The organism is Bacillus sp. AK031, from assembly GCF_053903065.1.
Window position 1 is genome coordinate 1486779 of the sequence record NZ_CP096424.1, and the last position, 14774, is coordinate 1501552.

The window sequence follows — 14774 nt, forward strand, 5'->3', positions numbered from 1 at the left end:
AGGGGATTTTTATATGCGGATTGCCATTTTTACAGATACTTATGATCCACAAGTAAATGGTGTAGCCCGAACATTGAAGAGGTTGACCAGCCACATGGCGAAACGGAGAGTGGAGTATGAGCTTTTTGTTCCTGAAATGAAGAGCAGTTTACGAGCCTATCCCAATATCCATGAGTTTACGAGCTTTCCATTCTTTTTTTATCCTGAATGCCGGACCGCGATTGCGAACCCGAAAACAATTGAAAGACGGCTGCGGGATTTCAACCCCGATCTAATCCATATCGCGACGCCCTTAACCATGGGACTGTATGGCCAGCATGCATCCAAAAGACTCGGTATTCCAGTGGTCGCTTCCTATCATACCCATTTTGACAGGTACCTTGATTACTATAAAATGTCCTGGATTTCCCCGGTACTTTGGAAGTATATGAAATGGTTTCACTCCAATTGTGAAAAAATTTTCGTACCCTCAATGGAAACAAAGAATCACTTGATCCAACAGGGATTTGAGAATCTTTCAATCTGGTCCCGAGGAGTAGATTGCACATTATACGATCCTTCTAAGACAAACAACTCAATAAGGAACAAGTATGGTATCAAGGAAAAGTTCATTATTTTATTTGCGGGAAGGCTTGCTCCTGAAAAAGATCTTGAAACATTGGTGAATACGATAAAGGGTCTCTCTGATGATGTCAAGAAACAGGTTCATTGGCTTATTGCTGGAGATGGTCCATGCCGTCGTGAAATTAGTATGGAGCTGCAAAATAAAAATGTAACAATGGCAGGATACTTAGAAGGAGAAGAGCTCGCTGAAGTGTATGCTTCTTCTGATTTATTTTTCTTTCCTTCCCCGACTGAAACATTTGGAAATGTGGTTCTGGAAGCAGGGGCTTCCGGGCTGCCTTCCATCGTTGCAGATGAGGGTGGTGTGACAAGTATTATTGAGAATCAGATGAACGGAGTCATCTGTCCAGCCCATTCAACAGAGGACTTTATAAAAAGTACAGAAAGATTGATAGAGAATGGTGACTTCCGATATACGCTAGGCGAAAATGCCAGGCAGTATGCCAAAAAGCAATCTTGGGACAGTATTTTTGACCAGCTGTTGAATGAATACCTGGAGGTTATCGACATAAACCAGAATCTAAGGCGCCATGCATAAATGAAATAAGACCAAAAGGACTGGGAGTAAAAGAAGTTTGTTTTTACTCCCAGTTTTTTTAAAATGCGATTTTTATCAGGGTGATCATTTACATTCTAATTCAGAGGACAAGCACATATAAATAATAGAAACAATCCATGGGAACATGGGAGGACATAATGAGGTGATGGATGTGAATCCCCATATTGCGAAACTGAATGAATGGACAGACCTTGCAACAAAACAGATGCTGCAAAATGTGATTGACAGAAAGCAGAAATGGGACAAGTTAAAGCAGACTCATTTGCTGTTGCTTTGGAGCAGTGTATTTATAACCTTCTGTTTCTTTTACTATTCTTACAACGCTATTATCGATCCATATTCGTATTCTTTTGAGGCGATATTTTCTGCTTTTTTCTCCAAGGAAGCCCATTTGTATGTATTTCTTTTTATCTTCGGATTGTTTGGAGCCGTCAAAGTTATTTATGATAAAAAAGAGAAGGCGGAAAAAGAGTACCATGCCCTAAGAAGTGAAATTATTGACAGAAGCAAGGACCTTTGGAAAGAGGATGCGTGGAAGAGAAGAAACCAGGTGTATGAATTGATGAAAAAAGAGTGGGATATCAATCTGTATCATGTCAGTAAATAATTCGTTCTGAACATTGAAAATGATGGACAGATAATATCGCTGCACAAAATTATCTGTCCATTTTATTAGAAATCTATATAAAAAAAGAAAAAACCTGCAATACACAGGTTTCTTCTTTAAAAGATTTTCTTTCTGTCCCGTTCGTCTTTAAGAATCTCAACCGCTTCCCGGAAACGCTGGGAATGAACGATTTCCCGTTCTCTCAAGAATCTCAATCCGTCATTAAGGTCAGGGTCATCACTCATGTTGATTATCCACTGGTAAGTAGCCCGGGCTTTTTCTTCTGCTGCAATATCCTCATATAAATCGGCAATCGGATCGCCTTTTGCCTGGATATAAGTTGCTGTCCATGGAGCACCTGCGGCATTGTGATAAAACAGGGCGCTGTCATGGTTTACATAATGGGGGTCAAGGCCAGCCGCTTTTAGCATTTCAGGTGTGGCATCTTTTGTGAGCTTATAAATCATTGTCGCTATCATTTCAAGATGGGCAAATTCTTCAGTCCCAATATCTGTTAAAAGACCGATCACTTTATCTGGAATGGTATACCGCTGGTTTAAGTAGCGCAGGGCAGCAGCAAGTTCTCCGTCTGCTCCGCCATATTGTTCTATGAGATACTTTGCAAGTTTTGGATTACAAGTGCTTACTTTTACTGGATACTGCAATTTTTTTTCATATACCCACATGGTAAATCAATCCCTCCTTTGGATATTCCGTTACACTTGCCAAGGCCAAGGAGCTTCAGGCCATTCGTAAGGATAGTGAGAATAGCTGTAACCGAAATTAGTCAGCATTCCAAATTTCTCCTCGAACGCCTTTTTGATTTGTTTTCGGCGCTGAACAAACTGGTTGAATTGCTGTATGGCATTCTGGTCGCCCGGGTGTGTATCCAGGAATAGTGTCAGTTCGACGATGACGAAGTCTGCAGTTTGGAGCTCTTCAAGCAGCTGATAGTATTCAGGAGGCATTTGTTTCATTATTGATCACTCCTTATGTTTTTCATATGGACTGTAATAAGGATCATAAAATACCTTCCATAAGGTACCTGCCTTTAAGGCTTCTGCTGGGGAGAACTGGGGCAGGTCAGGCGGCTGAAAGCCTAAATAGAGATTTGGCGGTGTCGAATAGGATTTTACTTTGATGGGCGGACACGGATCGAAAGGTGAAATATAGGGTTTATAGCTCTTATACAAACTATGCATTTCAATCCCTCCAGATTTTTACGTATTCATTCAATTGTATGAAGGCCCAAATAATACATTCCAAAAGTTTTGGTTTTACCAGCGGAAAAAGCAGGTATTTAAATAATAAATGTGGAATTATAATAAGATAGTAAAAATTTATGGGGTGATATGGATGTTTGTGAAAAGTGCGATGATACCTAAACACAAATGCTATGTTGTACAGGAAAATGACTCAGTCGAAAAAGCGCTTGAAGTGCTGGAACATCATCAAATAGATGGGGTTCCTGTCTTATCTGGTGACCAGTACGTTGGAGTTGTAACCAGATATAATATTTATCAAAACTTCTTTAATTCAGAAAAGCTTAAAGCTGATTTTGTCAGTCAAACTGAAGTAAAGGAGATTGTGACTCACCAGGAGAAATATCTGGTCGGGGATGAAATTTTTGAGAAAACGCTTGTGGAACTAAGGGATTTTCCATTATTATCGGTTGTTGATGAGAATAGCAACTTCCTTGGTCTTGTCACAAGGTATGATGTGCTTGAACAGTTCCAAAGCGCATTTGGAATGCACCGACGGGGAATTCGTATCGCATTTACTTCAGTCGAAACGGAAGGGCGCATTGCCCGTTTGGGAGATATCATCCAGCAGTATCATGAATCTGTTATTTCACTAGTAACATTTGATGCAACGGATAAGCTTCTTCGCAGGATTGTGCTGAAAATTGAGAAGAAAGATAATATAGACAAATTCCTGAAGAAGCTTGAAAAATCAGGGTTCCGTATATTGGATATTAACGAAGACTGAAATCATTAAAAAGAATCTCTCTCATATGATTTATGGGAGGGATTTTTTTGTTTGTGCATATTCTCAAAATGGTTATGTCTCTTATTTCAGGGTATCTGTTTATAAAGTGGTGTCCTGTGATTGAACTTTTAAGTGTATCAGACATCATAGTCAAATTGGTTTTGAATCCTGTGAAGTTTTTTGCATCTTCGGTCGCATTCATGACAGGTTTTTTAATCAATGCAGATCTAATAAAAAAAGAAATTGGCTTGTTGATCGACCTTTTCCAAGGAAGATTGTCGGTGGAATTATTAGTGATTCCACTTCATTTAATGTGTTTTTATTTACTAAGTACGATTGGAATTTGGCAAACGTTGATATTTTTATGTTTAGCTTTGATTTATGGTATGATTTCTGTAGATTTTTCTGGTGGAAATAGGAGGACAACATGGTAGAAGTGTTAGGGATCATTTTTGTTACAGGACTATTCTTGCTTTTTTTTATGCTGAAATCGGCATTTTCCAATACAGTGAAATACGAACAGCTTTCATTTGAAGATTTCCCTGAGTCTGCAAAAGCACTGGAAATCTTTTTTATTTCTGATATTCATAGGAGAACCATCAACGACAAGGTGATCAGTGAGGCAGCCGGAAAGGTGGATATCGTCATCATTGGGGGAGATTTAACGGAAAAAGGGGTTTCTTTTGAGCGGATTAGGAAAAATATTAGTAAGTTAAAATCGTTGGGGACGGTATACTTCATATGGGGAAATAATGATTATGAGGTTGACTGCGATCAATTTCGCAAGCTGCTGATATCGGAGGGGACCGTATTGCTTGAAAATTCATCAGTACTGATGGATCCAGATTCACCTCGCCCAATTGCATTGATAGGAGTCGAAGATCTAAGCCTGCATCGTGATGATTTTGATGCAGCTTTCGCTCAGGTACCTGAGAATGCCTTCAAAATACTTTTAGCCCATAATCCTGCTGCAATCAAGAAATTGGGGACAGATCAAAAAGTAAGCCTGATGTTAAGCGGCCATACACATGGGGGACAGATCCGCCTTTTTGGCTTTGGGCTGTACCAGCTAGGAGGCACCGGAATAATAAAGGATACGACCGTTCTTGTCAGCAATGGTTACGGTACAACAGCATTGCCGTTAAGGCTTGGAGCTCCTTCTGAAACCCATCTTATTACCATTAAGAGGAAATGAAAATGGGTTTGGAGAACACACATATTTTACAGGTGTAAATCTCTCCATTATAATTTTATATTACATGGGACATTTGGAGGATTTAATTATGACGAACCAATCCGAAGGAAAATATAATATCAAAGCGATATCCAATATGCTCGGAATTCAACCCGGCACCTTGCGTGCTTGGGAAAGACGCTATAAAATGATTGCTCCTATCCGCAATGAATCGGGGCACCGCCTCTATTCGGATGAGCATTTGAAAATCTTGAAATGGCTGGTTTCAAAAGTCGAACAAGGATTTACCATCAGCCAGGCAGTCTCTTTATTGGACAAGCAGCAAATAGAAGAGGATATGACCTATTCAAGTTCTACAGGGAACAGAGTCCAGGATTTGTCGGATGAGCTGTTGAATGCACTTCTCAATTTTGATGAAACGAAAGCACATCATTTAATGAATAATGCATTTTCACTTTATACAATCGATAAAGTAGTCATTGATGTATTGGGAACATTGCTTGTGAAAATTGGTGACCTTTGGGAAAACAACCAAATCACCACTGCCCATGAACATTTTGCCACTTCTGTGTTGAGGGCGCGGATTACTACTCTTATGCAAACCTTTCCGCATAACGGACTTCTGCCAAAAGTCGTCGCTGTCTGCGGTCCAGGTGAATTGCATGAACTTGGTTTGCTTGTGTTCACCTTGTATGTAAGGCGCAAAGGGTTTGAAGTGATTTACCTTGGATCAAGTATCAGGGAAGAGGACATTGAGGTCGTACTTGAGACAGTCAAGCCACGCTTCTTATTTCTCTCCTGTACAATGAGGGAGAACGTTGACCAAACGTTGGAGCTTGTTACGAAATTCCAGGCTGAAAAGGACTACCTTCATGTAGGTGTCGGAGGTTTGGCTGTAAACACTCTTCCACAGCGGATCAAGGATCAGTATAAAGAGAACATGGTAGGATCTCAAAAGGAAGACTGGGATGACTGGTTGAAGACAAATTTATAGCTCATTTCAAAAGCTCAATCGTTACCAGGTTGAGCTTTTATAGTTTAATAATATTCCGGCCAATTAAGACAATTACATGTGGCTTTAGAGGTTAGTATAAATGCGGCAGGCAAAGAACCTTATTTCCCTCTTTACATAGTATGGTGGTAACCAGTCATACTCAGGGGGCGGGAAAATGAAGCTTGAGCGGCTATCAAGTAACACGGTCAAATTTTCAATAAGCATGGCTGAATTGGAAACCAAGGGCATACTTGAAGATGAGCAATGGAAAGATTCTTTAGTATGGCATGAGTTCTTTGAGGAATTGATGGATGAAATGTACAACGAATATGGAATTGATTTGGAAAGTACAGTAACGGTGGAAATCAACTCATTTAATTCAAAAGAAATGGTATTAATTTTGACTTTGAACGAAGAAGACATATTTACAGACGATCCATTCGCTGCAGAAGAGGATAATGAAACTTTTTTGTATGAGTTTAAGCTGTTTGAAGATATTCTTTCGTTCTTTCACAGGCTGCCGAAAGAATGTGAAGGGATTTCCCTTTACTCTAAAGGTGGCCTGTACTTCCTGCAATTCAATAAATGGGATCCTTTACTCACTGCACTTGTATATGAGTATGGAGAGAAGACAAATGAAACCATCCATACATTGAATGAATACGGAAAGAAGATTATCGAGGATAATAGCTGTGAGGTTTTATCAGAACATTTCGATATCTGAAAGTGAGAGGGCAGGGCGACTGTTCTCTCTTTTTATTGGAATATCAAGCTTTGAAGGCTTTTTTTAGGCTCTTTTCTAAAGTATTGATGCTTTTAATACTATTTTACCCTTTCCCCTATAACGTAGGAGGATTGGAGTAGTGCGCCTGGAGCGGAAATCCATCACTTTAAAACCGCCACAATCTTTGCGAATAGAGCCTTTTTTTATAATGTATTTGTGAATATGAACAAACTTTTCGGGTAAAAAAATAAGGAGTGATAATACATTAAGCAACTAAAATGACAGCGTTTTCAAAAAAACGAAGATTTTTTATTTTAGTATCTTTGCAACAACATATCAAACGTGTATACTATTGCTTGTAAAGGCGGACATGTTTCCGTAATACAGTGAATCAAACTGGGAGGTTTACATTAAATGGTAGCCGAGAAAGATGCAGCAAGCAACAATCCTGAACATAAAAATGATGTACTGAAATCGACTCAAACCGTAATTCAGCATGCTCTTGAAAAGCTGGGATATTCTGATGAAGTTTATGAACTGCTTAAAGAGCCTGTTAGAATGCTTACAGTTAAAATACCTGTCCGAATGGACGATGGAAAGATAAAAGTATTTACTGGTTACCGCGCACAGCACAATGATGCGGTTGGCCCTACAAAAGGCGGAATTCGCTTCCATCCTAATGTTACGGAAAAGGAAGTAAAAGCATTATCAATTTGGATGAGTTTAAAATGCGGTATCGTCGATCTGCCATACGGAGGGGGTAAAGGCGGTATCATTTGCGACCCTCGTGATATGTCATTCAGGGAATTAGAACGCTTAAGCCGAGGCTATGTCCGTGCGATCAGCCAAATCGTTGGTCCAACGAAAGATATTCCTGCGCCTGATGTGTTCACCAATTCGCAAATCATGGCTTGGATGATGGATGAATACAGCCGGATCGATGAATTTAACTCTCCCGGCTTCATTACTGGAAAACCTCTTGTTCTTGGTGGTTCACATGGACGTGAAACGGCGACTGCCAAGGGGGTAACTATCTGCATCAGAGAAGCGGCGAAGAAAAAGGGCATCAACATTGAGGGTGCGAGAGTAGTCGTTCAAGGATTCGGTAATGCAGGAAGCTTCCTGGCGAAGTTTATGCATGATGCAGGAGCAAAAGTAATTGGTATTTCTGATGCATACGGCGGTCTGCATGATCCAAACGGATTGGATATCGATTATCTGCTGGACAGAAGAGACAGCTTTGGAACGGTTACAAAGCTGTTCAACAATACAATTTCTAACAAAGAATTATTAGAGCTTGATTGTGATATCCTTGTCCCTGCTGCGATTGAAAATCAGATTACAGAAGAAAACGCAGGAAACATCCGTGCGAGCATCGTTGTTGAAGCGGCAAATGGCCCAACAACTTTAGAAGCAACTAAGATTCTTACAGAGCGCGATATCCTTCTTGTACCTGACGTCCTTGCCTCTTCCGGAGGAGTAACAGTCTCTTACTTTGAATGGGTGCAAAACAATCAAGGTTATTACTGGACCGAAGAAGAAGTTGAAGAAAAGCTTGAAAAGATCCTTGTTAACTCTTTTAACAATGTTTATGAAGCGGCACAAACACGCAGAGTGGACATGAGACTGGCAGCCTACATGGTCGGAGTAAGAAAAATGGCCGAAGCCAGCAGATTCAGAGGATGGATCTAATAGAAAAGAAGCCCCATTGTGGAGGCTTCTTTTTTGTATAATTAAAGCAGAGAAACCAAATCATGAAAATTGGAACACAGACAAGACAAAAAATGTTTCTCCTAACAGCTAATGTTTTGCATCCTCCATTAAATTCTCCTATCATATTGTGGTAGGAGAATTTTTATAAATGACTAAATAAGGCATCATAAAGATATATCTAAAAGTGAAGTCCCCAGAGGAGTGAAGGCAATGAGACAGGAAGAGTGTATTATAGTCGGCGGAGGTCCTTGCGGTTTATCTGCGGCTATTGAATTAAAAAAAATCGGGATCAACCCTTTAATTATTGAAAAAGGCAATGTTGTTAATGCGATATACAACTATCCGACCCACCAGACATTTTTCAGTTCAAGCGAAAAACTGTCAATCGGGAACGTACCTTTTATAATAGAACAACATAAACCGAAACGAAACCAGGCTTTGGTCTATTACCGGGAAGTGGCTAGGATGCATGATTTAAGGATCAACAGGTTTGAAGAGGTAATGAATGTAACTAAATTAGGTGATAACGGCTTTACTTTAAAGACCTCCAAAGGTGTTTATGAGTCCAAGAGAGTCATCATTGCCACCGGATACTATGACCATCCCAATGCTTTAGATGTAAAAGGGGGGCACCTGGCTAAGGTTCAGCATTACTTCAAAGAGGCTCACCCTTATTTTGATACCGATGTTGTCGTTATCGGAGGGAAAAATTCAGCAGTTGATGCAGCGATTGAATTGGAAAAAGCAGGTGCACGGGTGACGGTCCTCTATAGGGGAAGCGATTATTCAAGCAGCATCAAACCTTGGATCCTTCCTGAGTTTGAGGCGCTTGTGAAAAATGGCAAGGTGGTAATGGAGTTTGACGCAGAAGTGAAGGAAATCACCGAAGATAAACTCAGATATGCTGTGAATGGGCAATCCAAAGAAATAATTAATGATTTTGTTTTTGCCATGATTGGCTATCACCCCGACCATTCTTTCCTGACTAAAATGGGAGTTGACATCGAAAAAGAATCAGGACGTCCGCTATTTAATCCTGATACAATGGAAACAAATGTTAAGGGTATATTCATAGCCGGTGTCATTGCTGCAGGAAATAATGCGAATGAAATTTTTATCGAAAATGGCCGCTTTCATGGCGGCATGATTGCAAATGCCATTAAAACTCAGTAATTTAAGGTTGAAATAGATGCTCTCCGCCCTTCCCGCGGAGTTGCCCTTATAGTGTAAATCAACATAGATTAGCCTAACAGCAAGAAGGAATTAAGTATAAAGAAGACCGGGAATCCCGCAGCGGGTTTCCCGGTCTTCTTTATATACTCAGTTTTTAAAAATCTCTTCAAGTTCTTTCAGGCCAGGTTCGTGTGAAGTTGATAGGGCTACAAGGAGTTTCATTCTTGCTTTTTGTCCGTTAAGTCCGTTTGAAAAAATGACCCCCATCTCCTTCAGTTGCTTGCCTCCGCCTGCATATCCATAGATGTCCTGGGCGATTCCATTAAAACACCGCGATACAAGGACAACAGGGATTTCTTCCGAAATAAGTGCCTCTAATCCCTTTACTGCGCCAGGAGGAAGGTTTCCCTGACCCAATGCTTCAATGATCACTCCGTCAAATTTCAGCTCTTTTAATGCCGTCAGCAGGGCGGAATCCATACCGGCATGGGCTTTAATGAGCGCGATGTTCTTGGAAACGCTTGCCACTGAATACTTTTCAAGGGAGGTAGGTTTATGGTGGAAAATAACGCCTCTTTTAGTGACAATACCGATGGGCCCGTATTGAGGGCTTTGAAATGTTGAAACATTGCTCGTATGGGTCTTCGTTACATTTTTTGCCGAATGGATTTCATCATTCAGAACGACAAGCACACCTTTATCAGTTGAATTTTCATTGGATGCGACCTTGATGGAAGATAAAAGATTATACAATCCATCTGCCCCTATTTCATTGCTGGACCTCATCGCGCCTGTAACGACAATTGATATAGGCAGATCAACCGTCAAGTCAAGGAAGTAAGCGGTTTCTTCCAGGGTATCAGTACCATGGGTAATGACAACGCCTTGAAATTTTTCTTTTTCATATTCTTCTTCAATAATCTTTTTTAGTTCAAGCATGTGATCAGGCGTTATATGTGGAGAGGGAAGGTGAAATGCTTCCTTCACCGTAATATCTGCTAAAAGGCCCAGGGATGAAGAATGGGCTGAAAGTGGGTTTTCTTCACCAGGCTGCACTGAACCTGTGTGTGCATCTTCCATCATCGAGATGGTACCGCCTGTGTGTATGACTAAAATATGTTTTTTCATATATAATCTTCATCTCCTTTGAATATACTGTTGTGATTGCAATCGGTTATTTTCATTCTCCCTTCTACATGATACGATTAAGAAAACAGAAAGAAAAGAGGACAATTTGTATGCTGGTTATTTTATCAGCTGGTTTTGCACCGGGTCTTGCATTGTTAAGTTATTTTTATCTGCGTGATGAATTCGAGACAGAACCGGTTTCCTTTATTATAAAAACGTTCTTGTACGGCGCTATACTGACGTTTCCTCTCATGTTCATTCAGTATGTATTGGATGCAGAAAACATCATTCCTTCACCATGGCTTAATGCCTATTTTTCTGCGGGGCTGCTTGAAGAATTCTTTAAATGGTTTATATTGTTTTTTGCTGTATTTCAGCATGTCGAGTTTGATGACCCCTATGATGGGATCGTTTATGGGGCAAGTGTATCACTTGGGTTTGCCACTGTGGAAAACATCCTCTACCTGTTAGCCCATGGAGTGGAGTTTGCAATCGGAAGAGCATTGCTTCCGGTTTCCGCTCACGCTTTATTTGGTGTAGTAATGGGGTATTATCTGGGCAAAGCCAAATTTACAGACCCTGAACTTAAGCTCAAATGGATACTCCTGTCACTCATCATTCCAGTTGTTTTGCATGGAACATATGATTTCATCCTAAGTGCAGGAAAGAATTGGATCTACTACATGGTGCCATTCATGCTGTTTTTATGGTGGACAGGATTAAGGAAAATTAAGAGTGCACACAGATTGACCACTACACACTATGACCAGTCAGAATTGAAAAAGAATATCTCAGTTTAGATCTCTTTTCCGGGACATCATATCCTTGGAAGAGAGATCTTTTTTATTATCTGTATTCTCTGTAAAAACTTTCCTTAAAGTAAATAGGAGCCCTCTAAATGTATAAAATGGATTCTACTACAGAAACTAGGTTTAATGTTAATTCATGATTTGGAGGGTAAGCATGATGAAAAAACACATCAAGTTGTTGGCCGCATTTCTGCTCATGGTGCTTATAATATCAACATTATCGTTTACAGAAAATACGGACCATGCAGAAGCATTCTCAAACCAGATAATTCAAAAAGGTGCAACAGGGGAGGATGTCATCGAGCTTCAATCGCGGTTGCAGTACGTTGGCTATTACAATGGTGATATCGATGGAGTATTCGGCTGGGGGACATACTGGGCCGTCAGGAATTTCCAGTATGAATTCGGCCTGCCTATCGATGGTTTAGTAGGCCAGGAAACGAAAGATAAACTGATAAAAGCTTCAAAGTATAATAAAGAATTCGTTAAGAAACAGATTCAGGAAGGAAGAGATTTCTCGCATTACGGAGGTACCGACCTGGCCAAGCAAACCGAAAGTGGAGGGAAGGCAGGTGGAGGAACACCTGCAGATCAAGGTACTGCTCCACAACAAGAAGAGAAACCGAAGGAGCCTACTGCTGTAAATATTCCTAACGGATTCTCACAAAATGATATTCAATTAATGGCCAATGCTGTGTATGGAGAAGCAAGGGGTGAACCATATGAAGGACAAGTAGCTGTTGCAGCCGTTATCTTGAACAGAGTAGACAGCCCGTCTTTTCCTAATACAGTCGCAGGAGTCATATTCGAACCTGGAGCCTTTACCGCAGTGGCGGATGGCCAAATCTGGCTGACTCCAAATGAAAAAGCCAAGAAGGCTGTTATGGACGCTATCCAGGGGTGGGATCCTTCTGAAAATGCCCAATATTACTTCAATCCAGTCACAGCAACAAGCAAATGGATCTGGAGCAGGCCTCAAATTAAGAAAATCGGAAAACATATATTCTGTAACTAAGAGGTGATTAAGTTTGATACGAGGAATATTAATCGCAGTACTGACAATCGGAGTTGCGGGTACAGCCTACTGGGGCTATCAAGAACACCAGGAGAAGAATGCCATTCTAATTAATGCTGAGAATAATTACCAGCGGGCTTTCCATGAGTTGACCTATCAAATAGATCTTCTGCATGACAAAATCGGGACCACACTTGCCATGAATTCCAAGGAATCTCTTTCACCTGAATTGGCAGATGTTTGGAGACTGACTTCACAGGCACACAGTGATGTAGGCCAGCTGCCTCTTACACTTCTCCCTTTCAACAAGACAGAAGAGTTCCTTGCCAATATCGGGGACTTCAGTTACAGGGTTGCTGTCAGGGATTTGGATAAAGAGCCGCTGAATGATAAGGAGTATGGCAATCTAAAGAAACTGTACGAGCAAAGTGCGGATATTCAGAAGGAATTGAGGGAAGTCCAGCATCTTGTTTTAAAGAACAACCTGCGCTGGATGGATGTTGAAATGGCCCTTGCTACAGGAAAAGAACAAGCTGACAACACAATCATTGATGGATTCAAGACGGTGGAAAAGACAGTGGATGGTTATGATGAAGCAAATTTCGGCGGTCCTACATTCGTCAATACCCAAAAGAAAAACGATGACTACAAGAATCTTAAAGGTGAAACAATATCAAAAGAAAAAGCAGTTGACATAATGAAGGATTATACAAGAATAGATAAAGTGAAAGAAGTCAAAGTAACTGAGAATGGCGATGGCGCGAATTTTGGATTTTATAGTGTATCCCTTGCCAATACAGACAGTGAAGCCAGTATGGATGTAACCAAAAAAGGCGGGTATCCTATATACTTCATCCATAATCGTGAAGTGAAAGAGAAGAATATCGGATTAAATGAGGCTGCTAATGAAGCAGTGAAATTCCTTAAGGAAAATAAGTTCAAAAATATGGAGCTCTTTGAGAGTGCCCAATATGATAATCTTGGTGTCTTTACATTCGTCACCCTCATTGATAACGTCAGGATTTACCCGGATGCCCTTAAACTTAAAGTAGCACTGGATAATGGACAGGTCATAGGTTTCGCTGCTGAAGACTATCTGAAGAATAATACAGATAGAGATATTCCACAGCCAAAGATTTCTAAAAGTGAAGCACAAGACAAAATCAACCCCAATGTAAAAATCATGGAAGACAGGCTGGCCGTTATTGTGAACGATTTAAATGAAGAAGTACTATGCTATGAGTTTCTTGGAATGCTCGGTAACGATACATACCGCATCTTTATCAATGCAGACAGCGGTATTGAAGAGAAAGTTGAGAAGCTTAAAAATGCAGAACCGATTTTTGAGGAAACAGTTTAGTGAATTGAGACTCCAGGAGTGTTCCTGGAGTCTTTTTTTTGTAGAGAAACGAATTTCACATATCCTTTTTCTGGGTAAAACATCCCGAAATATATAGCAGAAATTCAAAATTCATGACATAATATACCTATAATACATAATTGTTGAATTGATCATACAGCTTGACTATGCAAACAAAATAGGAAGTGTTTCCATGTTGAAAATAGGAATGATATTGACATTAGAGCCTGTTCAAACCGATAAGGCTGAAAAATACAGATGCAAAGTTGTCGAATTTAAAGATTCCAAGCTATATATTGATTATCCCGTGCATACCGAAACTGAACGGACGGTTTTTTTGATCGATGGAACTCAGCTGAAGGTAAGTTTTGTCCATAATGATACGACTGTCTATTCATTTGAAACAGAAGTGACAGGGAGGAAGAAGAGCAATATACCTATGATTTCTCTTCATTATCCCGGAGAAGAAGAACTTGTTAAAATTCAAAGAAGACAGTTTGTAAGAGTGGATACTTCAGTTGATGCAGCGATAGTGACTTCTGAAGCTGCCTATCCTACAATCACTCTGGATTTGAGTGCAGGAGGATGCGCGGTAAAAGTTCAGAAAAACCAAAACTATGAAGCCGGTATGGAAGTGGAAATTATCCTGGTGCTCCCAATGCAAACCGGAGAGTATCATTATCTCACTGTCCCGGGGAAAGTTGTAAGGGTTTGGGAAAAGGGAGCGAGCAAGGTGGCTTCACTCGAATTTACAGAACTTAAAGACCTCCAGCAGCAGAATATTTTGCGCTTTTGTTTCGAAAAACAGCTTGCTTTACGAAATAAAGGCCTAATTGATTAGAGGTAAGCCTTGGGTACAACTTAAGCGGCAGCCTGCCTCAAAG

17 protein-coding genes are annotated in these 14774 nt (G+C 40.4%); 13 read left to right on the forward strand and 4 right to left on the reverse strand.

The window, feature by feature from the left end; all coding sequences use genetic code 11:
* Window positions 1-13 precede the first annotated feature (13 nt).
* Both M1E09_RS07395 and M1E09_RS07400 read left to right on the forward strand, forming a co-directional pair.
* Window positions 14-1162: a glycosyltransferase family 4 protein gene (locus tag M1E09_RS07395; RefSeq protein ID WP_456274196.1), complete on the forward strand. Its 1149-nt coding sequence runs from the start codon at window positions 14-16 to the stop codon at window positions 1160-1162.
* A gap of 166 nt (window positions 1163-1328) precedes the next feature.
* The gene (locus M1E09_RS07400; protein ID WP_456274932.1) at window positions 1329-1790 is read left to right on the forward strand and encodes a YpbF family protein; all 462 of its coding nucleotides are present in this window, start codon (window positions 1329-1331) and stop codon (window positions 1788-1790) included.
* A 116-nt stretch (window positions 1791-1906) separates the two neighbouring features.
* On the opposite strand, the gene cotJC is transcribed toward M1E09_RS07400, so the two are convergent.
* The 3 genes from cotJC to M1E09_RS07415 are packed head-to-tail and all read right to left on the reverse strand — an operon-like array spanning window position 1907 to window position 2992.
* The gene (cotJC, locus tag M1E09_RS07405; protein ID WP_456274197.1) at window positions 1907-2476 is read right to left on the reverse strand and encodes a spore coat protein CotJC; all 570 of its coding nucleotides are present in this window, start codon (window positions 2474-2476) and stop codon (window positions 1907-1909) included.
* 30 nt (window positions 2477-2506) lie between these two features.
* Complete coding sequence (locus M1E09_RS07410) at window positions 2507-2767, reverse strand: spore coat protein CotJB (RefSeq protein ID WP_456274198.1); 261 nt, start codon at window positions 2765-2767, stop codon at window positions 2507-2509.
* 6 nt (window positions 2768-2773) lie between these two features.
* Window positions 2774-2992 carry a spore coat associated protein CotJA gene (locus M1E09_RS07415; protein ID WP_456274199.1) on the reverse strand — a complete coding sequence of 73 codons (219 nt, stop codon included), beginning with the start codon at window positions 2990-2992 and terminating at the stop codon, window positions 2774-2776.
* Between the two features lie 154 nt (window positions 2993-3146).
* Between M1E09_RS07415 and M1E09_RS07420 the strand changes: the two genes are divergently transcribed.
* From M1E09_RS07420 to M1E09_RS07450, 7 genes are all read left to right on the forward strand, one after another.
* Entirely contained in the window at window positions 3147-3779 is a 633-nt protein-coding gene (locus tag M1E09_RS07420) for a CBS domain-containing protein (RefSeq protein WP_456274200.1), read from the forward strand.
* A 47-nt stretch (window positions 3780-3826) separates the two neighbouring features.
* Complete coding sequence (locus tag M1E09_RS07425) at window positions 3827-4213, forward strand: hypothetical protein (RefSeq protein WP_456274201.1); 387 nt, start codon at window positions 3827-3829, stop codon at window positions 4211-4213.
* Window positions 4207-4974 (forward strand): metallophosphoesterase, encoded by a 768-nt coding sequence (locus M1E09_RS07430; protein ID WP_456274202.1) that lies wholly within the window; start codon window positions 4207-4209, stop codon window positions 4972-4974. Before M1E09_RS07425 ends, M1E09_RS07430 begins: the two co-directional genes overlap by 7 nt.
* Before the next feature lie 88 nt (window positions 4975-5062).
* Window positions 5063-5968, forward strand: coding sequence for a MerR family transcriptional regulator (locus tag M1E09_RS07435; protein ID WP_456274203.1), 906 nt, complete (start codon window positions 5063-5065; stop codon window positions 5966-5968).
* Window positions 5969-6143: 175 nt separating this feature from the next.
* Complete coding sequence (locus M1E09_RS07440; RefSeq protein ID WP_456274204.1) at window positions 6144-6692, forward strand: adaptor protein MecA; 549 nt, start codon at window positions 6144-6146, stop codon at window positions 6690-6692.
* A 414-nt stretch (window positions 6693-7106) separates the two neighbouring features.
* The gene (locus M1E09_RS07445; RefSeq protein ID WP_456274205.1) at window positions 7107-8384 is read left to right on the forward strand and encodes a Glu/Leu/Phe/Val family dehydrogenase; all 1278 of its coding nucleotides are present in this window, start codon (window positions 7107-7109) and stop codon (window positions 8382-8384) included.
* A 231-nt stretch (window positions 8385-8615) separates the two neighbouring features.
* Window positions 8616-9578: a YpdA family putative bacillithiol disulfide reductase gene (locus M1E09_RS07450; protein ID WP_456274206.1), complete on the forward strand. Its 963-nt coding sequence runs from the start codon at window positions 8616-8618 to the stop codon at window positions 9576-9578.
* A 147-nt stretch (window positions 9579-9725) separates the two neighbouring features.
* Here the strand turns inward: M1E09_RS07450 and M1E09_RS07455 are convergent, their stop codons facing one another.
* Window positions 9726-10706 (reverse strand): asparaginase, encoded by a 981-nt coding sequence (locus M1E09_RS07455; RefSeq protein ID WP_456274207.1) that lies wholly within the window; start codon window positions 10704-10706, stop codon window positions 9726-9728.
* Between the two features lie 110 nt (window positions 10707-10816).
* On the opposite strand from M1E09_RS07455, the gene prsW reads away from it, so the two are divergent.
* From prsW to M1E09_RS07475, 4 genes are all read left to right on the forward strand, one after another.
* Window positions 10817-11506, forward strand: coding sequence for a glutamic-type intramembrane protease PrsW (prsW, locus tag M1E09_RS07460; protein WP_456274208.1), 690 nt, complete (start codon window positions 10817-10819; stop codon window positions 11504-11506).
* Between the two features lie 166 nt (window positions 11507-11672).
* Entirely contained in the window at window positions 11673-12530 is an 858-nt protein-coding gene (gene sleB / locus M1E09_RS07465) for a spore cortex-lytic enzyme (protein WP_456274933.1), read from the forward strand.
* Window positions 12531-12543: 13 nt separating this feature from the next.
* Window positions 12544-13890: a germination protein YpeB gene (ypeB, locus tag M1E09_RS07470; RefSeq protein WP_456274209.1), complete on the forward strand. Its 1347-nt coding sequence runs from the start codon at window positions 12544-12546 to the stop codon at window positions 13888-13890.
* 193 nt (window positions 13891-14083) lie between these two features.
* The gene (locus tag M1E09_RS07475) at window positions 14084-14731 is read left to right on the forward strand and encodes a flagellar brake protein (RefSeq protein WP_456274210.1); all 648 of its coding nucleotides are present in this window, start codon (window positions 14084-14086) and stop codon (window positions 14729-14731) included.
* Window positions 14732-14774 lie beyond the last annotated feature (43 nt).

What these genes read in the sequence shown, in the direction of transcription:
- M1E09_RS07395 (WP_456274196.1), top strand. Translation starts at nt 14, where the DNA reads ATGCGGATTGCCATTTTTACAGATACTTATGATCCACAAGTAAATGGT.
- M1E09_RS07400 (WP_456274932.1), top strand. Translation starts at nt 1,329, where the DNA reads ATGGATGTGAATCCCCATATTGCGAAACTGAATGAATGGACAGACCTT.
- cotJC (WP_456274197.1), bottom strand. Translation starts at nt 2,476, where the DNA reads ATGTGGGTATATGAAAAAAAATTGCAGTATCCAGTAAAAGTAAGCACT.
- M1E09_RS07410 (WP_456274198.1), bottom strand. Translation starts at nt 2,767, where the DNA reads ATGAAACAAATGCCTCCTGAATACTATCAGCTGCTTGAAGAGCTCCAA.
- M1E09_RS07415 (WP_456274199.1), bottom strand. Translation starts at nt 2,992, where the DNA reads ATGCATAGTTTGTATAAGAGCTATAAACCCTATATTTCACCTTTCGAT.
- M1E09_RS07420 (WP_456274200.1), top strand. Translation starts at nt 3,147, where the DNA reads ATGTTTGTGAAAAGTGCGATGATACCTAAACACAAATGCTATGTTGTA.
- M1E09_RS07430 (WP_456274202.1), top strand. Translation starts at nt 4,207, where the DNA reads ATGGTAGAAGTGTTAGGGATCATTTTTGTTACAGGACTATTCTTGCTT.
- M1E09_RS07435 (WP_456274203.1), top strand. Translation starts at nt 5,063, where the DNA reads ATGACGAACCAATCCGAAGGAAAATATAATATCAAAGCGATATCCAAT.
- M1E09_RS07440 (WP_456274204.1), top strand. Translation starts at nt 6,144, where the DNA reads ATGAAGCTTGAGCGGCTATCAAGTAACACGGTCAAATTTTCAATAAGC.
- M1E09_RS07445 (WP_456274205.1), top strand. Translation starts at nt 7,107, where the DNA reads ATGGTAGCCGAGAAAGATGCAGCAAGCAACAATCCTGAACATAAAAAT.
- M1E09_RS07450 (WP_456274206.1), top strand. Translation starts at nt 8,616, where the DNA reads ATGAGACAGGAAGAGTGTATTATAGTCGGCGGAGGTCCTTGCGGTTTA.
- M1E09_RS07455 (WP_456274207.1), bottom strand. Translation starts at nt 10,706, where the DNA reads ATGAAAAAACATATTTTAGTCATACACACAGGCGGTACCATCTCGATG.
- prsW (WP_456274208.1), top strand. Translation starts at nt 10,817, where the DNA reads ATGCTGGTTATTTTATCAGCTGGTTTTGCACCGGGTCTTGCATTGTTA.
- sleB (WP_456274933.1), top strand. Translation starts at nt 11,673, where the DNA reads ATGAAAAAACACATCAAGTTGTTGGCCGCATTTCTGCTCATGGTGCTT.
- M1E09_RS07475 (WP_456274210.1), top strand. Translation starts at nt 14,084, where the DNA reads ATGTTGAAAATAGGAATGATATTGACATTAGAGCCTGTTCAAACCGAT.